At 62.2% G+C, this 23298-nt stretch carries 24 protein-coding genes; 12 read left to right on the top strand and 12 right to left on the bottom strand.

All coding sequences use genetic code 11. The features are described 5' to 3' along the window. Nucleotides 1-37: 37 nt before the first annotated feature. The 6 genes from nuoF to KOM00_RS17405 are packed head-to-tail and all read right to left on the bottom strand — an operon-like array spanning nt 38 to nt 5003. Entirely contained in the window at nt 38-1819 is a 1782-nt protein-coding gene (gene nuoF / locus KOM00_RS17430) for an NADH-quinone oxidoreductase subunit NuoF (protein ID WP_216500197.1), read from the bottom strand. Nucleotides 1820-1859: 40 nt separating this feature from the next. Beyond that, nucleotides 1860-2366: an NADH-quinone oxidoreductase subunit NuoE gene (nuoE, locus tag KOM00_RS17425; RefSeq protein WP_216500196.1), complete on the bottom strand. Its 507-nt coding sequence runs from the start codon at nt 2364-2366 to the stop codon at nt 1860-1862. A 31-nt stretch (nt 2367-2397) separates the two neighbouring features. Further along, entirely contained in the window at nt 2398-3567 is a 1170-nt protein-coding gene (gene nuoD, locus KOM00_RS17420) for an NADH dehydrogenase (quinone) subunit D (protein ID WP_216500195.1), read from the bottom strand. 57 nt (nt 3568-3624) lie between these two features. Then, entirely contained in the window at nt 3625-4110 is a 486-nt protein-coding gene (locus KOM00_RS17415) for an NADH-quinone oxidoreductase subunit C (protein ID WP_216500194.1), read from the bottom strand. 33 nt (nt 4111-4143) lie between these two features. Continuing rightward, nucleotides 4144-4656: an NADH-quinone oxidoreductase subunit B gene (locus KOM00_RS17410; RefSeq protein ID WP_216500193.1), complete on the bottom strand. Its 513-nt coding sequence runs from the start codon at nt 4654-4656 to the stop codon at nt 4144-4146. Then, nucleotides 4647-5003 (bottom strand): NADH-quinone oxidoreductase subunit A, encoded by a 357-nt coding sequence (locus tag KOM00_RS17405; RefSeq protein WP_216500192.1) that lies wholly within the window; start codon nt 5001-5003, stop codon nt 4647-4649. The genes KOM00_RS17410 and KOM00_RS17405 overlap by 10 nt, the downstream gene beginning before the upstream one ends. Nucleotides 5004-5406: 403 nt before the next feature. Between KOM00_RS17405 and hemL the strand changes: the two genes are divergently transcribed. Then, the gene (gene hemL / locus KOM00_RS17400; protein ID WP_216500191.1) at nt 5407-6690 is read left to right on the top strand and encodes a glutamate-1-semialdehyde 2,1-aminomutase; all 1284 of its coding nucleotides are present in this window, start codon (nt 5407-5409) and stop codon (nt 6688-6690) included. Nucleotides 6691-6794: 104 nt separating this feature from the next. Here hemL and KOM00_RS17395 read toward each other — a convergent pair whose 3' ends face one another. Next, entirely contained in the window at nt 6795-7832 is a 1038-nt protein-coding gene (locus tag KOM00_RS17395; RefSeq protein ID WP_216500190.1) for a GspE/PulE/PilB domain-containing protein, read from the bottom strand. 324 nt (nt 7833-8156) lie between these two features. After that, nucleotides 8157-9212, bottom strand: a complete 1056-nt coding sequence (locus tag KOM00_RS17390) for a GspE/PulE/PilB domain-containing protein (protein WP_216500189.1) — start codon at nt 9210-9212, stop codon at nt 8157-8159. 365 nt (nt 9213-9577) lie between these two features. Between KOM00_RS17390 and KOM00_RS17385 the strand changes: the two genes are divergently transcribed. The 5 genes from KOM00_RS17385 to KOM00_RS17365 all read left to right on the top strand — a co-directional run bounded on the left by KOM00_RS17385 (nt 9578) and on the right by KOM00_RS17365 (nt 12361). Continuing rightward, nucleotides 9578-9820: an AtpZ/AtpI family protein gene (locus tag KOM00_RS17385; protein ID WP_216500188.1), complete on the top strand. Its 243-nt coding sequence runs from the start codon at nt 9578-9580 to the stop codon at nt 9818-9820. Next, nucleotides 9792-10178, top strand: coding sequence for an ATP synthase subunit I (locus KOM00_RS17380; RefSeq protein WP_216500187.1), 387 nt, complete (start codon nt 9792-9794; stop codon nt 10176-10178). Before KOM00_RS17385 ends, KOM00_RS17380 begins: the two co-directional genes overlap by 29 nt. Before the next feature lie 5 nt (nt 10179-10183). Beyond that, a complete protein-coding gene (gene atpB, locus KOM00_RS17375; RefSeq protein ID WP_216500186.1) occupies nt 10184-10873 on the top strand; it encodes a F0F1 ATP synthase subunit A in 690 nt (229 codons plus the stop codon). Nucleotides 10874-10994: 121 nt separating this feature from the next. Further along, nucleotides 10995-11270, top strand: coding sequence for an ATP synthase F0 subunit C (gene atpE / locus KOM00_RS17370; RefSeq protein ID WP_199391134.1), 276 nt, complete (start codon nt 10995-10997; stop codon nt 11268-11270). Between the two features lie 374 nt (nt 11271-11644). Continuing rightward, a complete protein-coding gene (locus KOM00_RS17365; protein WP_216500185.1) occupies nt 11645-12361 on the top strand; it encodes a phosphatase in 717 nt (238 codons plus the stop codon). A 137-nt stretch (nt 12362-12498) separates the two neighbouring features. Here the strand turns inward: KOM00_RS17365 and KOM00_RS17360 are convergent, their stop codons facing one another. Both KOM00_RS17360 and KOM00_RS17355 read right to left on the bottom strand, forming a co-directional pair. Next, nucleotides 12499-13410, bottom strand: a complete 912-nt coding sequence (locus KOM00_RS17360) for an EamA family transporter (protein WP_216500184.1) — start codon at nt 13408-13410, stop codon at nt 12499-12501. A gap of 87 nt (nt 13411-13497) precedes the next feature. Then, nucleotides 13498-15078 (bottom strand): peptide chain release factor 3, encoded by a 1581-nt coding sequence (locus KOM00_RS17355; protein ID WP_407931695.1) that lies wholly within the window; start codon nt 15076-15078, stop codon nt 13498-13500. A gap of 132 nt (nt 15079-15210) precedes the next feature. Between KOM00_RS17355 and KOM00_RS17350 the strand changes: the two genes are divergently transcribed. The 3 genes from KOM00_RS17350 to KOM00_RS17340 all read left to right on the top strand — a co-directional run bounded on the left by KOM00_RS17350 (nt 15211) and on the right by KOM00_RS17340 (nt 17310). Further along, nucleotides 15211-15921, top strand: a complete 711-nt coding sequence (locus KOM00_RS17350; RefSeq protein ID WP_216500182.1) for a PilZ domain-containing protein — start codon at nt 15211-15213, stop codon at nt 15919-15921. A 3-nt stretch (nt 15922-15924) separates the two neighbouring features. Beyond that, nucleotides 15925-16716 carry a TatD family hydrolase gene (locus tag KOM00_RS17345; RefSeq protein ID WP_216500181.1) on the top strand — a complete coding sequence of 264 codons (792 nt, stop codon included), beginning with the start codon at nt 15925-15927 and terminating at the stop codon, nt 16714-16716. Nucleotides 16717-16812: 96 nt separating this feature from the next. Continuing rightward, on the top strand, nt 16813-17310 hold the full coding sequence (locus KOM00_RS17340) for a ferritin-like domain-containing protein (RefSeq protein WP_216500180.1): 498 nt from the start codon (nt 16813-16815) through the stop codon (nt 17308-17310). Nucleotides 17311-17541: 231 nt separating this feature from the next. Here KOM00_RS17340 and KOM00_RS17335 read toward each other — a convergent pair whose 3' ends face one another. Continuing rightward, nucleotides 17542-18324: a lytic transglycosylase domain-containing protein gene (locus KOM00_RS17335; protein WP_216500179.1), complete on the bottom strand. Its 783-nt coding sequence runs from the start codon at nt 18322-18324 to the stop codon at nt 17542-17544. Between the two features lie 11 nt (nt 18325-18335). Further along, nucleotides 18336-19742, bottom strand: a complete 1407-nt coding sequence (locus KOM00_RS17330) for a sigma-54-dependent transcriptional regulator (protein ID WP_216500178.1) — start codon at nt 19740-19742, stop codon at nt 18336-18338. A 305-nt stretch (nt 19743-20047) separates the two neighbouring features. Between KOM00_RS17330 and KOM00_RS17325 the strand changes: the two genes are divergently transcribed. Genes KOM00_RS17325 through KOM00_RS17315 form a run of 3 tightly spaced genes read left to right on the top strand, consistent with a single transcriptional unit; the run spans nt 20048 to nt 23297 of the window. Continuing rightward, a complete protein-coding gene (locus KOM00_RS17325; RefSeq protein WP_216500177.1) occupies nt 20048-20545 on the top strand; it encodes a chemotaxis protein CheW in 498 nt (165 codons plus the stop codon). A 42-nt stretch (nt 20546-20587) separates the two neighbouring features. After that, nucleotides 20588-22414 (top strand): chemotaxis protein CheA, encoded by a 1827-nt coding sequence (locus tag KOM00_RS17320; RefSeq protein ID WP_216500176.1) that lies wholly within the window; start codon nt 20588-20590, stop codon nt 22412-22414. Between the two features lie 10 nt (nt 22415-22424). After that, nucleotides 22425-23297 (top strand): CheR family methyltransferase, encoded by an 873-nt coding sequence (locus KOM00_RS17315; protein WP_216500175.1) that lies wholly within the window; start codon nt 22425-22427, stop codon nt 23295-23297. Nucleotide 23298 lies beyond the last annotated feature (1 nt).

Genomic DNA, 23298 nt, shown 5'->3' with positions numbered 1-23298 from the left:
CCTAGAACATAGAACGTAGAACTTAGAACGGTCTCTGTTACTCAATGGCCATGAAGCGGCAGGCGTCGTAGCAGGACTTGCACTTGGTGCAGTTTTCCTTGATCAGCTCGGCCACCTCGCCCTTCTCCCACTTGATCGCGTTGGACGGGCAGGCCCTCAGGCATGCGCCGCACTTGACGCACTTCTCGGGGACCACCTGCCACAGGAGCAGTTCCTTGCAGGAGTTGGAGGGGCAGCGCTTGTCCTGGATGTGCGCCTCGTACTCGTGACGGAAGTACTTCACGGTGGAGAGGATCGGGTTCGGAGCCGTCTGCCCCAGACCGCACAGGGACGCCTTCTTGATGGTGGCGCCCATCTCGAGGAGGGTGTCGATGTCGGCCATCTCGCCGCGACCCTCGGTGATGCGCTCGAGGATGTCGAGCATCGCCTTCAGGCCGATACGGCAGGGAACGCACTTGCCGCAGGACTCCATCTTGGTGAAGGTCAGGAAGAAGCGGGCCACGTCGACCATGCAGGTGGTCTCGTCCATGACGACCAGACCGCCGGAACCCATCATGGCGCCCGCCTTGATCAGCGAGTCGTAGTCGACCGGGGTGTCGAGCACCTCGGCCGGGATGCAGCCGCCGGAGGGGCCGCCTGCCTGAACCGCCTTGAACTTGCGGTTGTTGGCGATGCCGCCGCAGACCGAGTAGATAACGTCGCGCACGGACATACCGGCCGGAACCTCGACGAGGCCGGTGTGCTTCACCTTGCCGGTGACCGCGAAGATCTTGGTCCCCTTGGTGGTGTCGGTACCGAGGCTTGCGTACCACTCGGAGCCCTTGTTGATGATGTGGCGTACGTTGGCGAAGGTCTCGACGTTGTTGATGTTGGTCGGGAAGCCCCAGAGGCCCTTGACCGCCGGGAACGGCGGACGGGGACGCGGCATGCCGCGCTCGCCCTCGATGGAGGCCATGAGGGCGGTTTCCTCGCCGCAGACGAACGCGCCGGCGCCCTTCTTGATCCTCATGTCGAAGTCGAAGCCCCAACCCTGGATGTTCTTGCCCAGGTACCCCTTCTCGTAGCAGGTGTCGAGCGCCTTCTGGAGACGGTCGATGGCGAGCGGGTACTCGGCGCGGACGTAGACGTAGCCGGCGTCGCAGCCGATGGCGTAGGCCGCGATCATCATACCCTCGATGACGCAGTACGGGTCGCCTTCGAGAATGGAGCGGTCCATGAACGCGCCCGGGTCGCCCTCGTCGGCGTTGCAGATGAGGTACTTGTGGTTCCCCGGGGAAGCGGCGCAGAAGCTCCACTTCATGCCGGTCGGGAAGCCGCCGCCCCCACGGCCACGGAGACCGGATTTCTTCACCTCGTCGATGACTTCGGCCGGCTTCATGGTCTTGACGCACTTCTCGATCGCCTTGAAGCCGTCCTCTTCGAGGAAGGCGTCGATGCGCTCGGGGTCGATCTGGCCGCAGCCGGTCATGACCACGCGCATCTGCTGGTCAACGAAGGTGTTGTAGTAGGCTTTCGCCTTCTTCTTCTCGATGACTTCATTGGCAACGATGTGCTGGTCGAGGATGGCAGCGACGTCCTCGGGCACGACGAAGTCGTAGGTGACCCTGCCCAGTTCGGGGGTGATGACGTCGACGAGAACGTCGTTCGCGCACAGGCCGCGGCAGCCGGTCTTGACCACGTCGCAGCGCTTGCCGACCTGGGCCACGATCCCCTTCTCCGCTATCAGCCTGGTGAACTCGGCCTCGACCTGCTTGGCGCCGGCAGAGATGCCGCCGGTACCCTGACAGATAAGTATTTTGATTCCTGCGTTATCGCTCATGACAAAAGGTCCCCTGCAGAGAAATTGACGTTGTTCCCGGCTACTTCATCGGCCGTGCGTTGTAGGTTTCAATGATCTCGTCCACCTTCTGGACGGTCATCTTGCCGAAGGTATCGTCGTTCACCATGGCCAGCGGCGCCATGCCGCAGGCACCCAGGCAGGCCACCTTCTCGAAGGTGTAGCGCAGGTCCTCCGTGGTCTCCGCGTGCCCGATGCCGAGACGCCCGAAGAAGGTCTCGGTGATGCGCTCCGCCCCCTGCACGTGGCAGGCGGTACCGACGCAGACCCTGATGATGTAGCGGCCGCGCGGCTTCAGGTGGAACTGGGCGTAGAAGGTGAGGACGCCGTAAATCTGGCTCGGGTAGACGTTCAGCCTCTCGGCCACCAGATCGATGGTCGGTTTCGGTACGTACCCGTAGGCTTCCTGGATACCCTGCAGGACCGGCATAAGGTTGCCCGGCAGTGTCAGGTACTTGTCGATGACTTCGTTGGCCTCGGTCAGATCGATTTCTTCGGCCGGAATTTCTTCGGCTGGAGCGTTAGACATTTACCCCATCTCCTTTACTTGTTGATTAAAACTAACGGTCAATTTCGCCAAGTACGATGTCTAGCGTTCCGATGACGGCAACCAGGTCGGCCAGCATGGAGCCCTTGGCCATCTTCTCGATGGCACCCAGGTTCACGAATGACGGCGGGCGGACCCTCATGCGGTACGGCATGTTGCCGCCGTCCGACACGATGTAGTAGCCGAGCTCCCCTTTCGGGTTCTCGACTGCCATGTAAACCTCGCCCTCGGGGACGGGGAAGCCCTCGGAAGCGATCTTGAAGTGATGGATGAGACCCTCGATGGAGTTGTACACGCTATCCTTCGGCGGGTAGCAGACCTGCGGCGCGTCGGCCAGGATCGGTCCGGGCTTGAGCCGCTTCAGGGCCTGGTCAATGATCTTCACCGACTCGCGCATCTCGACCAGACGGACCTTGTAGCGGTCGAAGGTGTCGCAGTTCTCGCCGACCGGTACCTTGAACTCGAAGTCCTCGTAGCCGGAGTAAGGGAGGTCGCGTCTGAGGTCGAAGTCGACGCCGGAGCCCCTGAGGGCCGGGCCGGAGATGCCGAAGTCGATGGCGTCCTCGGCGGAGATGACGCCGTTGCCGATGGTCCTCTGCAGCCAGATGGTGTTCTTCGTGAGGAGACCCTCGTAGGTGTCGAAGTGATCCGGGAAGGTGTCCACGATCTCCTGGACCTTCTGCTCGAAGCCGGCCGGGAGGTCACGGGAGAGGCCGCCCACGCGGAAGTAGTTGGAGGTCATCCTGGCGCCGGAGACCATCTCGTAGAGGTCCATCACCAGCTCGCGCTCGCGGAAGGCGTAGAGGAACACGGTCATGGCGCCGATGTCGAGGGCGTGGCAGGCGATCCAGACCAGGTGGCTCTTAAGACGGGTGAGCTCGGCCATGATCACGCGCACCAGCTTGGCGCGCTCGGGGACGTCGAGTCCCAGGAGCTTCTCGACGGCCAGCACGTAGCCCAGGTTGTTGTGCATCGGGGCCAGGTAGTCCATGCGGTCCGTGAGGGGCAGGGTCTGGTGGTAGGTGCGGTGCTCGGAGAGCTTCTCGATGCCCCGGTGCAGGTAACCGATGTGAGGGGTGATCTTCTGAATCACCTCGCCGTCCAGCTCTACTACGAGCCTGAGAACGCCGTGGGTACTGGGGTGCTGGGGCCCCATGTTCAAAGTCATTATTTCACTAGCCATTGATCGCCTCTATTTTTTGGAAATGGAAATCGTCCCTGGTTTCGAACTGGTTCCGTCTTACGACAGACGCCCCTTGTACGGCTCGCGGTCGGGTCCCTGGAGCGGGTAGTCCTTCCGGAGCGGGTGCCCGACCCAGTCGTCGGTCATCAAGATGCGCACCAGGTTCGGGTGGTTCTTGAAGTCGATGCCGAACAGGTCGTACGCCTCGCGCTCCAGCCAGTTGGCGGAGTTCCAGAGGGCGGTGGCGGAGTCGATGGAGCAGTCCGCCTCGGTCACCGGCGCCTTCACCCTGACCCGGTCCTTGTTGGGGATGGAGAGGAGGTGGTAGACCACCATGAAACGCGGCTCCTGACCCAGATAGTCGACGGCGGTGACGTCGGACAAGAAGTTGTAGCGCAGGTCGTCCCTGAGGCACTTCAACACCTCGAGGATGCTCTCCTTCTTCACGGTCACCGTCACCTCGCCGCGATGCTCCTTGTATTCGAGCAGGGCATCCGCGAAACGCTCCTTCAGCTTCACTACAGCGCGATTATTTTCTGCCATGTCAGCCTTACCTTTCCCTTTGGTCGTTGTAGATTAAGCGGCGGGTTCGAGTCTTTCGCCCAAGCCTATGGAAGAACCGAAGGAGTTCTTCTCGTTGGCGATCTTGTCCTGGAGCTTCATGAGGCCGTAGAGAAGGGCCTCAGGACGCGGCGGGCACCCCGGGATGTAGACGTCGACCGGGAGAGCCTCGTCGATGCCCTGCACGACGGAGTAGGTGTCGAAGATCCCGCCCGAGCAGGCGCAGGCGCCCATGGCGACCACCCACTTCGGTTCAGGCATCTGCTCGTACACGGTCTTGATGACCGGAAGCATCTTCTTGGTCACCGTGCCGGCGATGATGATGCAGTCGGACTGGCGCGGGGAGGCGCGGAAGATGATACCGAAACGGTCCAGGTCGTGCTTGGCCGCACCGGTCGCCATCATCTCGATCGCGCAGCAGGCAAGACCAAAGGTCATCGGCCAGATGGAGGACTTCCGAGCCCAGTTAACCAGGCTGTCCAGGGAAGTCGTGATGATGTTGTCGCCCAGCGGCTGATTTACTCCCATTCCAGTGCTCCTTTTTTCCAAACGTAGACGTAACCTACGAAGAGTATGACGATGAAGAGACCCATCTCGACCAGGCCGAACATGCCCAGACGCTTGAAGAGAACCGCCCAGGGGTACATGAAGACGGCTTCGATATCGAACAGGATGAAGAGCATCGCGATCAGGTAGAACTTGATCGAGAAGCGCTCGCGTGCGCTACCCACCGGCTCGCAACCGCACTCGTACGGTGCAAGCTTTACCTGAGACGGCTTCTTCTGGCCGATGAGCGATGAGAAGACCACCGAGCCCAGACCGAACAAGCACGCTATGACGACCAGCACCAAGATTGGCAGATATGCACCAAGCATCCCTTATCCTCCCGTACTACCAGGTTGTTGTTAAAATTGTTTTCAAGCACGCGGAAATGCCGTATACTGCACGCTTCTCGACCATCAAGCCCCGCTGCTTCCGACGTTAGCAAGCGCTGCGCCTTCGAAAAAGTATACTGTATACAACATTGCGACCGAAAATTATTTCATTTCACCATCTTTGTCAAGCAGAAATTATCCAATTATCTCCCAACCGTTTACAGAACCACGTATACTTTTTCTCAAATTGTATTACACCCTTAGGCCTCTCCCCCGCCGGCGCCTCTTCCACCCCCTCCGGCCGTATACGAGAAAATCTTTTAATCCTTGACAGATTATCCGCGGCTATGCTACCAGAGACCCCGATAGTTAATAATTTCCAGCCAGTTAGGAGAACCCAGTCATGCAAAACAGCCGTTCCTCGCAACTCTTTCAGCAGGCGCTCAAATCCATCCCCGGCGGGGTCAACTCCCCCGTGCGTGCCTTCCGCTCGGTCGGCTCCGATCCGCTGTTCATAAAGAGCGCTGCCGGCCCCATGATCTTCGACGAGGACGGCAACGGTTACATCGACTACGTGGGTTCCTGGGGGCCGATGATCGTTGGGCACTGCCACCCGAAGGTGGTCGAGGCGATCAAGAAGGCCGTCGAGAGCGGCGCCTCCTTCGGCGCCCCGACCGAGCTCGAGATCACCCTCGCCGAGATGGTGATCAAGGCGGTTCCCTCCATCGAGATGGTGCGCATGGTGAGCTCCGGGACCGAGGCGACCATGAGCGCCATCAGGCTCTCCCGCGGCTACACCGGCCGCGACAACATCCTCAAGTTCTCCGGCTGCTACCACGGCCACTCCGATTCCCTGCTGGTGAAGGCGGGCTCGGGCCTGGCCACCTTCGGCGTGCCCGACTCCCCGGGGGTCCCGGCTGACGTCGCCAAGCACACCCTGACCGCCACCTACAACGACCTCGACTCGGTGCGCGCGCTCGTGGCCGCCAACAAGGGGACCATCGCCTGCGTCATCGTCGAGCCGGTGGCCGGCAACATGGGCACCGTTCCGCCGCAGGAAGGTTTCCTCGAGGGGCTGAGGGAAATCTGCACCGAGGAAGGGATCGTGCTGATCTTCGACGAGGTCATGTCCGGCTTCAGGGTCGCCTACGGCGGGGCGCAGGAGCGCTTCGGGATCACCCCGGACCTCACCACCCTGGGCAAGATCATCGGCGGCGGCCTGCCGGTGGGCGCCTTCGGCGGCAAGAAGGAAATCATGTCGCAGCTCTCCCCGGCAGGCGGCGTCTACCAGGCGGGGACCCTCTCCGGCAACCCGCTGGCCATGACCGCCGGGATCGAGACCCTGAAGCTTCTGCAGGAGCCCGGTTTCTACGAGAAGCTGGAGGAGAAGAGCAAGTTCGTGGCCGACGGGATCGCCAAGGCCGCCAAGGACGCCGGCTTCCCCCTCTACTCCACCCGCGTCGGCTCCATGTTCTGCGGCTTCTTCTCCAAGGAGCCGGTGTACAACTGGGACAGCGCCGCCAAGTGCGACACCAAGGCTTTCGCCACCTACTTCCGCGGCATGCTCGAGGAGGGGGTCTACCTCGCCTGCTCGCAGTTCGAGACCGCCTTCGTCGGGGCGGCCCACACCGAGAAGGACCTGGAGAAGACCATCGCCGCCGCGGCCAAGTGCTTCAAGGCCCTGTAGCCTGACCGAACACAGCTTCGCGCAGACAAAAAAAAAGGCGCCCGCGGCAATCGCGGGCGCCTTTTTTCATGGTTCGTGGAAATCCGGCTCAGGGGGCTTCCACTTTAACCGGAGATGAGCCTCTTGCGCAGGGCGATCATCTCCAGGCTCAGTTCCGCCATCACGGCGGCGCGCTGCAGTTCGAATACCCCTCCCCCCAGGCGTCCATGCCTGTCCTGCGCGCAGACGACAGCCGCGACCTCCCCCCCGAGCGTCAACGGCACCAGGAGCGCAGGCGCCGGGAGCTCCCCTCCCATGGCCCGCAGCAGCCTCCCCTCCGCTTCGGAGGCGACTTCCCCCAGGTACAGGCGCCGCTCCTCGACCACCCGCGACAATCGGGACCCCTCCTCCATGGGGAACGCGAGGCCGCTGAACCCCGCCACCTCCTCTCCCGCTGCCACCGCACGGACGCCGACCAGCTTCCCGTGCTTCAGCCTGACCAGGGCGCCCCGGTCGAACTCTCCGGCGACATAGGCGAGCAGCGCCTGGACCGCTTCCGGCTCATACGGTGCTGCCGCCAGCCGGTCGGCCAACTCGGGAAGGGAGACCCGCTCCGGGGGACAAGGCTCCTCCCCCCCGCCTCCCCACGGGGTTTCCAGCACCGCAGGCTGCTGATCCGGGGGGGCAAACCTGGAGCGAACCCCTCCGAGTACGGGAATGTAGCGCATCGGGCGCTTGACGCCGTACCAGCGCTCCAGGGCGATGCTCAGGCGCAGCTCGGAGCAGACACGCGGGATGATCACCAGCCCCGTGATGAACCCGATCTCGTCGATCGCCTTGAAATCGGAGGGGTCGGCCATGGCGATGACCAGCCGTTTGCCGTCCAGCGAGACCGGCAGCACCCGGTAGCGCGTCACCAACTCCAGCGGCAGCAGCCCCAGCAGGCTTTGAGGGATCTCCCGGAGCAGGTCGTGGTCCACGCACGGAACGCCGAGCTGCTCGCTCAAGACCCGCGCCAGCTGATCCTCTTCCACCAGCCCCATCTCCACCAGGTTGGTCCCGAGCCTGCCGCCGTAGATCGCCTGGGCGCGCAGGACCTGTTCCAACTGGGACGCGTTCAACGCGCCTAGCTTCAACAACATCTCGCCGAGTCGTGCCGCCATGTGACACCTCCTCGTCCGTCGGCTCCTGCCGGGGGAGCCAGGATCAGCATCCGGACGTTGCGGGATGAAAATTAGGAAACTCTCAGAGTTTATCGGGTCGCGCCGGCGTCGCAACGGGGAGGGCATTCTTCCGGAGGGGGATGGAAAAGGAGAAACGGGACACTAAGAGAGCGGCAACGGCGCCGGCCACAGCCGGGAGCCCCGCGGCCGGCCGCAAAAAAAAGGCGCCACCCTGCGGGGTGACGCCTTATCCGGTTGCGTATCCGGCCCGCCCGACGAAGGGCCGCACGGGTTGCAGGGGTGCCTGCAGGGGGAACGGTGGGGCTACGCGCTCTTTATCTTCCGGCGCAGGGAAAGCATTTCCAGGCTCAGTTCCGCCATGACGCCCACCCGCTGCAACTCGAAGGCGCCGCCGCCAAGCCGTCCCTTGCCGTCGCTGGCGCAGATGACGCCGACCACGTGACCGCCGAGCGACACGGGGAGCAGCAGTGCCGAAGCGGGGAGCTTGCCTCCCATGGCGCGCACCAGGGCCCCCTCCGCGTCACCTACGGCGAACTCGCACAGCACCACCCCCTTTTCTTCCGTCATGCGCTGCAGGTGGGCCATGTTGCCGACCTCCACCTCGAACCCGGCGAAGCTCTCCACCGGGAGACCGTCGGCTACGGCCTGTACGCCGGTCGCCTTTCCGGACTTCAGACGCAGGAAACCGCCGCGGTCGAATTCGCCGGAGATGTAGGAGACCAGGGCCTGGACCACCTCCTTCTCGCTGGCAGCGGCGGCCATCATTTCGGCCAGCTCCCTGACGCTCAACTGGTCGGAGAAGACAGGCTCGCCGACCGGCGCGGTGTCCCAGCGGTTGTCAAGGGGGGCCATCGTCGGGGCGGGTGGGCGCGAGCCGGCTTCGAAACTGGTCCTAAGCCCCCCCTCGACCTTGATGAAACGCGTCGGGCGGGTGATGCGGTAGAACCTCTCGAGGGCGACGTTCAGCCTGAGCTCCGGACAGATCCTTGGCTTGATCACCATTCCGGTGACGAACCCGATCTCCTCCAGTGCCTTGAAGTCGTGGGGATTCGCCATGGCGAGGGAGAGCCGCTTCCCCTCGACGGCGATCGGGATTACCCGGTAGCGCCGTATCAGCTCAATCGGAACGAGACGCAGCACCTGGTCCGGAACGGAGCTCAGCTCGGCCGGTTCCACGCAGGGTGCGCCCATCTGCTCGCTCAGCACGTGGGCCAGCTCATCCTCCGAGACCAGTCCCATTTCCACCAGGTTCGTGCCGAGCCTTCCGCCGTAGATCACCTGGGCCTGCAGCACCTGGTCCAGTTGAGTCTTGGAAAGCGCCCCCACCTTGAGCAACATCTCGCCAAGCTTTGCCGACATCGGTTACCTCCTTGAGCTCTTTTGCAATTCGCGGTTAGGAACGTCTTCCAGCTGGATCAATAAAATTGGCACATTCTACTTAACGCAGACTGATGACGCAACGAACTTCTGCAGTGCCGGGCAGAAAAGTGTGTCGGCGGCATCCTGCCAAACCGCTGTCGTGGAGAGTTGGCAGCGGCACCGGCGTACTGTTACAATGTCAGAAGTGGCCATGGCAGAGCGCGCAGGCCGGACGGGATGCCGTGATAAATCGTTATTTTAGTTGAAGCGTGTCTTGGAAATTAATTGACATTAGTACCGGGTACGTGCTATTTAGCCTTGGTTTTCTACCCGTGATTTGTATACGGGAAAGAGGACAGACAGTTATGGATGAGGAAAAGAAGAACCTGCTCAGGACCCTGGGCATGATCTCCACCATGGGGATCTCGTTCGCAGTGGCCATCGCCATCGGCGTGTTCGTGGGGTTGAAACTGGACCAGTGGTTGGGGACCGACCCCTGGTTTTTCTTCATCTTTCTCTTCTTCGGCATTGCGGCAGGTTTCCGCAACATCTTCATACTAGCGGGAAAAGAACTGCGCGATGGCGGAGACAAGGATCAACGAGAGTAACATCTTCTCCTGGCTGGTGCGCGGCAGCCTGCTTTTGAGCGGGATCCTGGGCGCCGCAGGGGCCTTGCTGGTTTCCCCAAGGTTCGGAGGGTCGCTTTTCGTCGGAGGGATGCTGGCGCTGGCCAACTTCTTCTGGATCCGCAGCGGGCTGGAGGCGGCGCTTCGGCTGCAGCCGCGCAACGCTTCGCGCTATGCCATCGTGCGCTACGTCCTGCGGCTGGCCATCATGGCTGCGTTTTTGTACCTGTTGATCGTAGTCTTCAAGGCCGACATCTTCGGCCTGGTGATCGGGCTTTCGGTCCTCGTTCTCAACATAATCGCTTTTTCGATATATCTGTCCACCCGTAAAGGAGGCTAGCTGCAATGGTTCATCCCTTTTTGTTTCTTCAGTTTTTCCGTGAGTTGCTGCACCCCCTCGGCTTTTCCGAGGCCAGCGCTGACGCCGTCGTCTATACCTGGCTGATCATGATCGGCCTGGTGCTGTTTTCCATCGTGGCCACCAAGAGGCTGCAGGCCGTACCGTCCGGCGCGCAGAACTTCATGGAAGTCATCGTGGGCGGCATCGAGAACATGCTGGTGGAGACCATGGGCGAGCACGGCCGTCCGTTCTTCCCGCTGGTAGCCACCCTGGCGCTGTTCATCCTGGTGTCCAACCTGATCGGCCTGGTCCCCGGCTTCTTCCCGCCGACCGCGAACATCAACACCACCGCGGCCTGCGCGGTCGTCGTCTTCATCACCACCCACATCGTGGGCGTGAAGGAGCATGGCGCCGGCTACATCAAGCACTTCCTGGGTCCCATCGCCTGGCTGGCCCCGATGATGTTCTTCATCGAGGTCATCGGCCACCTGAGCCGCGTGATCTCGCTGACCCTGCGTCTCTTCGGCAACATGAACGGCCACGAACTGGTCCTGATCATCTTCTTCGGCCTGGCCCCCTTCATGGTGCCGCTGCCGATGATGCTGATGGGCGTGCTGGTTTCCTTCATCCAGGCCTTCGTGTTCATGCTCCTGGCCATGATCTACATCCAGGGCTCGCTGGAGCACGCGCACTAAAAAATCAGGTCAAGGTTGAGGTCGAGGTCAAGAAACGGCCTCTGCTCAACCTTAACCTCAACCTTAACCTCGCTTTAATTCCTATATTATTTAGGAAAAATACGCAGCAAAGGAGAAACAAATGGAATTCTTTACTATGTGTGTACTCGCAGCAGGCATCGGCATGGCTCTCGGCACCCTCGGCACCGGCATCGGCCAGGGTCTCGCAGTCAAAAGCGCAGTTGAAGGCGTTTCCCGTAACCCGGGCGCTTCCGGCAAGATCCTGACCACCATGATGATCGGTCTGGCCATGATCGAGTCCCTGGCTATCTACGCCCTCGTCGTCTGCCTCATCATCCTCTTCGCTAACCCGTACAAAGAAGTTGCGATGAGCGCTATCAAGGCTGTCGCGAAGTAATCAGTTTCTTCAAGAAACGCGAAAAGGGCGCTCCGCAAGGTGCGCCCTTTTTTTTGTTCCGTCTCGCCGAAACGGGAAAGCACGACCACAGGGTTCGCGACAACCCACAGAGGGCACGTAAAAGACGTCGATGCGCCCCCGTCGACATCCCGTCCAGCCCCTCTCCACTCCGGGATGGGGCGAGGCTGCCTAAATCCCTCACCCGGCCTGAGCCCCCCCTCCCGGAGGGAGAGGGGATGGGAAACCGCTCCGGAGTGGGGCAGGGGTGAGGGAGAGAGGGATGGGATAAGAGCCGCGCCGGAGGGCAAGGGCGAGAGGGAGGGGTCGACGGGGCGCGCCTTGACATTTACTTTCCGCTATGAAATAGTCCAGCCATGAAAATCATTGCCGACATGCACACTCATACCCTCGCTTCGGGACACGCCTACTCCACCATCAACGAACTGGCCAACGCCGCCGCCCAAGCCGGACTGCGTGGGCTCGGGATCACCGACCACGGACCCGGACTCCCGGGCGGCCCCCACCGCTACCACTTCTGCGCCATGCGCTTCGTCCCCCCCACCATCGCCGGGGTCAGGATCTTCCGCGGCGTCGAGGCCAACATCCTCGACCACACGGGAAGGCTCGACCTGGAGCAGGACGTCCTGGAAAGCCTCGATTACGTCATGGCGGGCTTCCACGAGGACTGCGGCATCTGCGGCCAGGACCGCGACCGCAACACGAAGACGCTGCTCGCCGTAATGGAAAACCCGCTGGTCAAATGCATCTCGCATCCCGGAAACCCCATCTTCCCGCTCCACTACGAGGAGGTGGTCATGGGGGCCTTGGCGACCGATACCGCGCTTGAGTTGAACAACTCCTCGCTGGCCGCGGTGAGCCGCAAGGGGAGCGGCGAGAACTGCGCCGAGATCGCTCGACTGTGCGCCAGGATCGGGGCACGGGTCATGATCGGGAGCGACGCGCACATCTGCCAGGGGGTGGGGGTGTTCGACCAGGCGCTGCAGCTTGCCGCCGAGGCGGGGATCGCCGAGGGGCAGGTGGTGAACGCTTCGTGGGAGAGGCTTCTGGATTTCCTGGGGTTCAGCGAATAGTAAGGGAGCCGGACGGACGAAACGGGGAAAGGACGGGCGAATGATTATTCGCCCCTACAGGCCCTGCTGGATCATGACATCGCCAGAGACGGGATCAACAAACGAAGGGGCGCCGGTGACGGCGCCCCTTTACTTATTTATACTGCCCGTTTTCCGGACATGGAGTAGGCGAGGACTGCGAGACCGGCGAAGAGGAGGGGGATGCCGGCGAGAGCGGTCGGGGTCAGGCGCTCGCCCAGGAACAGGATCCCCAACAGGGCGGCGACCAGCGGCTCGGCGAGCGAAAGGGTGACCGCCGAGGCGACCGGAACGCTGCGCAGCCCCATGGCGAAGAGCCAGTACGACAGCGCGGTAATCACGACGCCGAGGTACAGGACCACCATGCCTCCCCGCACCGTGGCCACCCAGGTGACATCGGTCACGAAAAGCACCGGCAGGAGCAGGAAAGCACCCAGACAAAAGACGACCGCCATGACCGCTTCGGAGCTCCGTCCCGGCAGGAGCACCTTGATAGCCATGGTGTAACAGGCATAGGAGGTGCCTGCGCCAAGGGCCAACAGTATGCCCAAGACGTCGATGGCGATGTCACCGCCACCGGTCACCAACAGGCTGCAGCCGGCGAGGGCGAGCACGGTGGCGAGCCCCCAGGCACGTCCCGGGCGCTCACCGCGGACTATGAATCCAAGAATCCCGGCGATGACGGGAGAGCTGCCGATGGCGACCAGGGTGCCGACGGCAACGCCGGTCCTGTGCACCGCGGTGAAGAAGGTCAACTGATAGATGGCTACGAAACCGCCGGCCGCCAGGGTGCCCCAGAAGGGCCAGCGTCCTTTGCCAAGGCCGCCTTTCAGTAAGGCAAGCACCATGAGGGCCGCCCCACCCACCAGGAGTCGAAAGGCACCGACGCTCCAGGGGCTGACACCGCCGGGAGCAAGGGCCTGGGCTGTGCCGGAGGAGCCCCAAAGGGTGGCGGCGGCGAGGACCAGCAGGGCGCCCGCGGTGCTCTTGTTTGCCGGGACGGCTACGGTCGATTCGGGTGCACTGTTCATGGCGGGGTTTTCTCTCAAATCGGGCTGATCGGACTCGTTACGCTGACCGGACCGGTGAGACCGGTGGGCGCGACTCGACGGCCTGCCTTAGCTGTGCTCGCGGGTGGCGTGGAAGGAGAGGTCCTTCCAGTTCTCCATGGTGTTTTCCAGGCGCCACTGGCTCCCGGCAAGGTAGGCCAGGTTCCCTTCGCCGTCCAGGTAGAGGCTCATCGCCTCCTTCTTCTGGAACTCGTCCAGCCTCTTCCGGTCGCCGGTGACCCAGCGGGCCGTGACGTAGGAAACGGGCTCGTAGACGGCCTTGACGCCGTACTCGTGCTCCAGGCGGTGCATGACCACGTCGAACTGCAGCATGCCGACCGCCCCGACGATCCAGTCCGCCCCCATCAGCGGGCGAAACACCTGGGTGGTCCCCTCCTCGGCGAGTTGCACCAGACCCTTCTCCAGCGATTTCGACTTGAGCGGGTTGAGGATGCGCACCTTCCGGAAATGTTCCGGCGCGAAGTTGGGGATGCCGGTATACTTCAGGTCCTCGCCCTGGGTGAAGGTGTCGCCGATCTTGATGGTGCCGTGGTTATGGATGCCGATGATGTCCCCGGCATAGGCCTCGTCCACGTTGGTGCGGTCCTGGGCCATGAAGATGGTGGCGTTGGCGATCTGCACCTCGCGCCCAAGCCTCAGGTGCTTCACCTTCATGCCGCGCACGAACTTGCCCGAGCAGATCCGGAAAAAGGCGATGCGGTCGCGGTGCGCCGGGTCCATGTTCGCCTGGATCTTGAAGGTGAAGCCGGTGAAGGACTCCTCGTAGGGGGACACGGTACGGCTGGTGGTGTCGCGCGGCAGCGGCGCGGGCGCGTTCTCCACGAAGGAGTCCAGCAGCTGCTGCACGCCGAAGGTGTTGATGGCGGAACCGAAGAAGACCGGCGTCTGCTTCCCGGCGAGGTAGGCCTCGGCGTCGAACGGGTGGGCAGCCCCTTCCAGCAGTTCCACGTCGTTGCGCAGCTCCTCCACCTGGCTCCCCAGGAGCTCGTCCAGCAGGGGATCGTCCAGACCTTTGACGGTGATCACCTCTCCCACGCCGCGATCCGCCTCGGGATCGTAGAAGGTGATTTCCTTGGTGTAGAGATGGTAGGTGCCGCGGAAGCGTTTCCCCATCCCGATCGGCCAGGTCATGGGGGCGCACTGGATATTGAGGGTGCTCTCGATGTCGTCCAAGAGGTCCAGCGGCTCGCGTCCCTCGCGGTCCAGCTTGTTGATGAAGGTCATGATCGGCGTGTGGCGCAGCCGGCAGACCTCCAGGAGCTTCTTGGTCTGGCTCTCGACACCCTTCACCGAATCGATGACCATCAGGACCGAGTCAACTGCAGTTAAGGTTCTGTAGGTATCTTCCGAAAAGTCATTATGACCGGGGGTATCCAGCAGGTTGATCTCGAAGTCACGGTAGGTGAACTTCATGACGGAGGAGGTGACGGAGATGCCGCGCTGTTTCTCCATCTCCATCCAGTCGCTGGTGGCATGGCGTGCCGACTTCCTGGCCCTGACCTCGCCCGCCTGCTGGATGGCACCGCCAAAGAGCAGCAGCTTCTCGGTTATGGTCGTCTTACCGGCGTCCGGGTGGCTGATGATGGCGAAGGTGCGCCGCTTCCCTATTTCTAGCTCGTTGTACCGCATCAACTGGAACTCCCGTTAAAATTCTCTGGACAAAAGAAAGGCGAAGAGGGTATCTTCGCCGGACCACGATAACGTGTCATAATTGCACAGCAACCCCCTAAAGGGCAATAATTTTTTTCCGGTGGACCGTCCATGAACGACATCTATCAGCGGCTTCAAGTGGCCGGCGAAGCACAGGACCAGACCGAGATCATCGCGACGCTGACTGCGATACAAGACGGGCGGCTGAAAAACGACCTGAGGCTGCTCAATTTCTACCGCGAGGTTCCGGTCAGCTACGGCGCCGAGGTGCTCACCGTTGAGGACCACGACGCTGAACTGCAGGTGAACCAGATACAGGCCGTTGTCATCGCCCACGAAAAGCTGACGGTCTTGAAGAGCAGCCACTTTCGCAGGGACGTCGCGGCGGCGGTGACCTACGTAAACGTCGAGAAATCGCGGGTGGTGCTGTCGAACCTCGGCTACGCCCTGGTGCGTGCCGATCGTCGCATGTCCGTGCGGGTCCAGCTCGGGTCCGCCATCGATGCCTCCTTCGCCGCCCCGGAACTGGACGCGGTGCACGGCCGCCTGCACGACATGTCGCTCACCGGGATGTCCATCAACGTGGCGCGCAACCCGGACCTGCCGATCAGCCAGAAGGGTGAGCTCTGCATAGCCCTCCCCTCCGGATCCATCACGGTCGCGGCGTCACTATTGAAAGTAATCGGCCTCGGAGACTCCTTCCGGCTGGTCTTCGAGATCGAGCCGTCGCGCGCGGCGGAACTGAGCATTTCCCAGTACATCTTCCAGCGCCAGGTGGAGATCATCAAGGAACTCAAGGACCACCCGGGCGTAAACAACTAGCCCATGCTTTTTGACAGCCACTGTCACCTGGATGACCCGCAGCTCTTGCCCCGCCTGGGCACGCTCATCCCGGAGGCCGAGGCGGCCGGCGTCGCCTCCTTCCTGGTACCCGGCGTGCACCCCTCAGGGTGGCCGGGAATCCGGACCCTCTCGGCAAACCACCCCCGCATCCTCCCCGCCTACGGCATCCACCCCATGCACGCCGACCTCGTCACCCCCGCCATCCTGACGACGCTGAGACGATACGCCGATTCGGCTCGCGCCATTGGCGAGATCGGGCTCGACTACCTGCTCCCCTCCCCTTCCCGGCAGCTGCAGCGGCAGGCTCTGGTAGCGCAGCTGCAAGTCGCGATCGAGGCGGAACTGCCGGTACTGCTCCATTGCCGCAGGGCGTTCGAGGACCTGACCGCCATCCTCCGCGAGCTGGGAGTCGGCAGTTGCATCGGCGGCGTGATGCACTCCTTTTCAGGCAGTGTCGAGACGGCCCGGGGCTGCCTGAAGCTCGGACTGCACATATCCCTCTCCGGGACGGTCACCTACGCCAACGCCCGCCGCCCGGTCGAGGTCGCCGCGGCGGTGCCGCTGGAGCGGCTGCTGCTGGAGACCGACGCGCCCGACCTGGCGCCGGAGCCGCACCGGGGGACCGTCAACGTTCCGGCACGGCTCGTCACGACGGCGCGACGCGTCGCCGACATCAGGGGCATCCCCTTCGACGAGCTCGCCCGCCGCACCTCCGAGAACGCCATCCGGCTCTTCAAACTCGACCCCCTCCCGGGACCCCGCCAAGCGCATTAGACTGTTTTCATTGCGATTTCAGTCATTTGACCTCCTCGTCGGCTTCGATATACTCTTGCCAGGCAATTCCCATTGAACCGTTACGGAGGTGCAGCCATGTTCAAGGAATACACACTGCAGGAAGCGTTGAAGCTGGCCATCAAGACCGAGAAGGAGAGCATGGACTTCTACCATCGGGCGGGGTCCGTGAGCAAGGATGAGAGATCGAAGAAGGTGTTCGACCTGCTGGCCAACGAGGAGGCCGGGCACCTGCGCGCCTTCTTCGACCACTACCGCGGCGGCGACCTCGGGGACATCGACAGCTACATCGCCTCTCCGCCGGACAGGCAGTCGGCCACCCATCTCGCGCTGGAGCAGGCGATCGCGGCCGAGAGCCACGAGCAGAAGGCGCTGGAGATCGCGCTGAAGGAGGAGAAGGCCTGTATCGACTTCTACACCATACTGGTGAAGGACGTGGTGGACCCGATGGTGCGCCGCGTGTTCGAGACGGTAATCAGGGAGACCCAGGGGCACTACGACATGATCGAGGACGAGTACATGCGGGTCATGACCATGGTGCACAGCTCGGACCAGAACATCTACGTGAGGGAGTAGCAGGGTAAGGCGCCGGAAGGGCGCAGTCCATTGGGCGGCCGAGGGAGCGCTCGGCAAGTGCAACGGCCGAGGGAGGGCCCTCCTGGTGGGCCCGGTGGAAAGAAGCGGACCTGGTGGGCGCAGTGGACGGGCACCCGGGCAGAACCACAATATAAAAAGCCTCCGCACCTTTTGGTGCGGAGGCTTTTGCTTTGGTTGTTGCTCAACCTTAACCTCGACCTCAACCTGCCTCTACGCCAGGTACTGGGCGTAGTACCCTTTGACCTTGGCCAGGTAGCTCCTGGTTTCGCGGGGCAAGGTCTCGGTCCCGTGACGGTCGACGTTGCCGGGACCCCAGTTGTAGGCGGCCAGGGCCTCGTCGACGTTGCCGTTGTAGCGCCGCAGCATGTCCTTCAAAAACCTGGTGCCGGCCATGATGTTCTGCTCGGGGTCGAAGGAGTCGGTGACACCGAGCCCGCGCGCGGTGGCCGGCATCAGCTGCATCAGCCCCTGGGCCCCCGCGGAACTCACCGCACGGGGGTCGAAATTGCTCTCGGCCTTGATCACGGCCCGGATCAGGCCGCTGTCAACGCCGTAGCGCTGGCTGGCCCGCTGGATGATGGCATCGGTGCCACCGTCGGCGGAAAGTCCCGCGACGGAGGGGAGCTCGCCGGCCTGAAAATGCGCCTGCTGTGCCTGGAAGGCCCCTTCGGGCCCCTGGTCGGCCGCAGCCTCGCGGCTCCCGGCAACGGCGCTGCCTCCGGAGGGGAGCTGCTCCAGGAACCGGTTCAAAAGCCCCTGGACGTTGGCGTTACCGGCGGAGGGGGGCGACGCGGCAGCGTCCCCGCCTATGGCGAGGGCGGAACTGAGCATCTTGAGCCGCAGCGCCTCGGCCGCGGCCTGCGGCGTCACTGCGGAGGTGCCACTTTTGTCCAGCATTTCCTGGAAGGGTACTGCCGGTGGACCGGCGGCGGGGGCCGCCTTCTTGCCCCCTTCGACGCCCGCCGGCGCCGTGGTTATCGGATTGATCGACATAAACTCCCCTCTCACGGGGAAAGCGTAGTCTCCCCGTAAACCAGTTTCTTCTTCTTCAACTTCTCGATGAGCGTGGTCCGCTTCAGGTTCAAGAGCTCGGCGGCCTCTTTCTTGTTGCCGCCGCTCTTCTCCAGGGCCTGCATGATCAGCCGGTTCTCGAACTCCTCGACGGCGCTGTTCAGGCAGAAGCCGTCATCGGGAAGGTTGATCAGGTGCTCGCCGTGCACCACCGGGGTGCTGCGGCCGCCGCGGTACTTTTCGGGAAGGTCGTGAATGTTGATCACGCCGTTCCCTTTGATGATCACCAGGCGCTCCACCAGGTTCTCCAGCTCGCGCACGTTGCCGGGCCAGTCGTAGCTCCCGAGGATCTCCATCACCTGCTTGTCAAAACCCTGAACCTTGCGCTGCTTGCTCCGGTTGAACTTCTCCAGGAAGCTGTTCAAAAGCAGCGGGATGTCCGCGCCGCGCTCGCGCAGGGGGGGGAGCATGATCGGGATCACGGAGAGCCGGTAGTACAGGTCCTCGCGGAACTCCTTGGAAGCCACCATCTGGTCCAGGTTCTGGTTGGTGGCCGCGATGATCCTGACGTCGACCTTCTTGGAACGGGTCGAGCCGACCGGCTCCAGCTCCCTGCTCTGCAGCACGCGCAGCAGTTTCACCTGCAGGTTCGCCTTCATGTCCCCGATCTCGTCCAGGAACAGGGTCCCCTTGTCCGCCAGCTCGAAGCGGCCGACGCGGGAGGCGACGGCGCCGGTGAAGGAGCCTTTGACGTGGCCGAACAGCTCGCTCTCCAGGAGCTCGTCAGGGATCGCCGCACAGTTGAGCGCCACGAAGTTCTTGTCGGAGCGGTTGGAGAGGTCGTGGATGGCACGCGCCACCAGTTCCTTGCCGGTCCCCGACTCCCCCTGGATCAGCACGGTGGAGTCGGAGGTGGCCACCTTCTCGATCATCTCGAAAAGCGAGAGCATCTTCTCGCTTTCTCCGATGATGTTGTTCAAAAGCGCCCTGTTCTTTATGCAAGGCTTGGACCGGAAGCTCTTGCTCTGCAGCGCCTGGTGCTCGAGACCGCGCTTGACGTGGGTTTCCAACTCCTCGAGGTTGAAAGGCTTTTCCAGATAAAAGAACGCCCCCGCCTTGAGGAGATTTGCCGTCATCTCGTTGTTGGCGAAGGCGCTGTAGGCTATGGTGACTATTTCCGGGCGGAGCGATTTAAGCTGCCGGATGAACTCCAGACCGTTCACCCGTGGCATCATGATATCGGTGATGACCATCTGCACGTCGTGCATCTCGATCTTCTGAAGGGCGTCCTGCCCGTCGAAGGCTTGGTAGACCTGGTACCCCTTGTAGCTCAGGAAGGCAGCCACGAAGTCCCGAGTTTTCTTGTCGTCGTCTGCTATCAGTATTTTCGGCGTTTCCATCGTTTCCCCGATTTCGGTTAAAGTTGCTGCGAATCAAGCCGATACAAAAACGGTCAACGTTCGAAACTATAGCGAGTTATTTCGGCAATGTCAATTAAATGACTTCGGTTGAATATCAACCATGTCAATTTTTTGCCCGGAGCGGGATGAACCCCCTCAAGCCGCCCTGGCCGTAGCTTCACGGAGTTGGCCCCCAAATTGCCTTAGAGGAAAAAAATATTCAACCTTTGTCCCGCCCCGCCGATTAGGGGACAATAGGGCGGGCGCCCCGCGCCCCGCCTGATTTCACCGCAGAGGGAGGGTCCATGGAGACCGCACTCACCAAGGTAAAGAGCGAAGAGTACGGGGGGGAGCTGATCCAGCTGGTGAGCTTCAACCTGGAGAAGGAAGAGTACGGCATCAACGTCCTGATGGTGCGCGAGATCATTCGGATGCTCAACATCACCCGGGTCCCCAACACCCCCCATTACGTGGAGGGGGTGATCAACCTGCGCGGCAAGGTCATCCCCATCATCAACCTGCGCAAGAAGTTCGACCTGATGGACACCGAGTACGACAAGCGCACCCGCATCATGGTGATGGAGGTGGTGGGCGAACTGATGGGGTTCATCGTCGACGAGGTTTCCGAGGTGATCCGCATCTCCGAGAAGGAGATCCAGCCTCCTCCCCCGGTGGTCTCCAGCGGCATCGAGCAGGAATGCATGGCCGGCGTCATCAACCAGGCCGAGCGGCTCCTGGTCCTGCTCGACCTGGAGAAGATGTTCTCCGCCGACGAAAGAAGGCTGTTCAGCAACGTAGCGTAAGGCACCAACAGGGGGAAACGGTCCCCCTTTCCGGAGCACAAAATGGCCATAGACTGCGAAGATCAGGAACTACTGGACGGCTTTCTAGCCGAGACCACCGAGCTCCTGGAAAAACTTGACGACGACCTGATCTCCCTGGAAAAGAGCCCGGAAGACGCCGACCTCATGAACCGGATCTTCCGGTCCATCCACACGGTTAAGGGGGCCTCGAGCTTCCTGGGCTTCGACATGCTCGTCAAGGTCACGCACAAGACCGAGGACGTCCTGAACCGCCTGAGGAAGGTGGAACTGACGCTCACCCCGGAGATCATGGACGTGATCCTTGAGGCGGTCGACCTCGTGAAGACCCTGGTGGCCGATATCAAGGGGGGCGACATCATCGAGAGGGACCTGGAGGGGACCATAGCCAAACTGATCCCCTACCTCTCCGAGAACGCCGTGGAAGCGACCGTGCTCGCCCCCGTCTTCGCCCCCAAGGAGGAGAAGGAGGCGGCACCCCCGGCCGCGCCGACCGAGCCCGCTGCGTCCCAGCAGGCCGGCGAGGCTGCACCGGCCGAGCCGCAGCCCGCGAAGGCGGAGCCCAAGGCCGAATCCGCCCCCAAGCAGGTGGCACCGTCGCCGCAGCCCAAGCCCCAGCCGGTCAAGGAGCCGCAGAAGGCCCCTGCCAAAGGGGGCGAGGACCTCGCGGACAACTCGACGGTCAGGGTGGACGTTAAGCGCCTGGACGACCTGATGAACCAGGTGGGGGAGCTGGTGCTGGAGCGAAACCGCATGATCCAGCTGCACAGCGACTACCAGACCGGCCTGAACCCCGCCGAGTTCGGCGACGACTTCGGCAAGCTCTCCAAGCGGCTCAACTTCGTCACCTCGGAACTGCAGATGCAGGTCCTCAAGATGCGCATGCTCCCCGTGGAGAAGGTGTTCAAGAAGTTCCCGCGCATCGTCAGGAACCTGGCGCGCGACCTGGGCAAGGAAGTCGACCTGGTCATCTACGGCGAGGAGACCGAACTGGACCGCTCGGTGGTTGACGAGATCGGGGATCCCTTGATCCACCTGATCAGGAACGCCCTGGACCACGGCCTGGAGACCCCGGAGCAGCGCCTTGCCGCCGGCAAGGACCGCACCGGCACCGTGGTCCTTTCCGCGGCCCACGAGGGGAACCAGATCGTGATCAGCATCAAGGACGACGGCCGTGGCATCGACCCGGACAGGATCGCCAGGAAGGCGCTGGACAAGGGGCTGGTCACCGACGACCAGGTCGCCGCCATGGGGACCCGCGAGATCCTCGACCTGATCTTCCTCCCCGGCTTCTCCACCAAGGAGCAGACCACCGACCTCTCCGGGCGCGGCGTCGGCATGGACGTGGTACGCACCAACATCAGGAAACTCAACGGCATCATCGAGATCAAGAACGAGTTGGGGCACGGCAGCGAGTTCATCCTGAAACTCCCGCTCACCCTGGCCATCATCCAGTCCCTGCTGGTCGAGGTCGAGAAGGAGGTCTACTCGATCCCGCTCGCCTCGGTCATCGAGACCATGCGCGTCAGCAAGAAGGAGTTCCACATGATCGGGGGGCAGGAGGTGCTGAAGCTGAGGGACTCGGTGCTCCCTCTCTTGAGGCTGCAGCGGACCTTCGGCTGCCACGAGGTCTACACCGACCGGGACACCTGCTACGTCGTCATCGTCGGGGTCGCGGAAAAGAGGATCGGCCTGATCGTGACCAGGCTGTTGGGGCAACAGGAGGTTGCCATCAAGTCGCTGGGCAAGTTCCTGTCCAACCTCCCGGGGATCGGCGGTTCGACCATCATGGGAGACGGCAGGGTGGCATTAATCGTGGATCCGATCGGACTGGTCGGCGGAGCAGCCTGAGGGGACGATAATGGCATTTGACATGAAACCATTTGACGCTAAAAACGCCCCGAAGATTTCCGACAAGGATTTCGAACAGCTTCGGGACTACATATACAACGTCTGCGGCATCTACTTCCACAGCAGCAAGAAGTACTTCCTGGAAAGCAGACTGGCGCGCAGGATGGAGGGAACCGGCTGCAAGACCCACGCGGACTACTACCAGTTCGTGCGCAGCCCGGCCACCGGCAGGACGGAACTGACCAAGCTCCTGGACGAGATCACCACCAACGAGACCTGCTTCTTCAGGAACATGCCCCAGCTGAACGCGCTGGAAAACAAGTTCCTGCCGGAGATCATCGGGACCAAGGGGAAGATCGGCTTCAAGAAGCTGCGCATCTGGAGCGCCGGTTCCTCCTCGGGAGAGGAGGCCTACACCATGGCCATGATCCTCCTCGAGAAGCGCGCCACCCTGCTCAAGGACTGGATCATCGAGATCGTCGGGACGGACATCAACGAGACGGTGCTGGCCCAGGCCCGGGAAGGGGTCTACAACAGCTACTCGGTGCGCAACACCCCCGATTACTACCTGAAGAAGTACTTCAAGGAGGAAGCGCCGGGCCGGTTCGTGCTCTCCCCCGATGTGAAGAAACTGGCCACCTTCAGCCAGCTCAACCTCTACGACGACAACAAGATGCTCTTCATGAAGAGCTTCGATCTCATCTTCTGTGCCAACGTGCTCATCTACTTCGACACCTCCTCGAAGAGCAAGGTGGTGCAGCACTTCTACAACAACCTGCAGCCGTATGGCTACTTCTTCGTGGGGCAGTCCGAGTCGCTGCACGGGGTGAACGACAAATTCAAGACCGTACACTTCCCCGGCGGGTTCACCTACAACAAGTGAG

The sequence above is a fragment of the Geomonas diazotrophica genome, from assembly GCF_018919385.1.
GTDB classification, from domain to species: domain Bacteria; phylum Desulfobacterota; class Desulfuromonadia; order Geobacterales; family Geobacteraceae; genus Geomonas; species Geomonas diazotrophica.
Note: the sequence above shows the minus strand (reverse complement) of the source record. Positions and strands in the feature narration are given on the sequence as shown.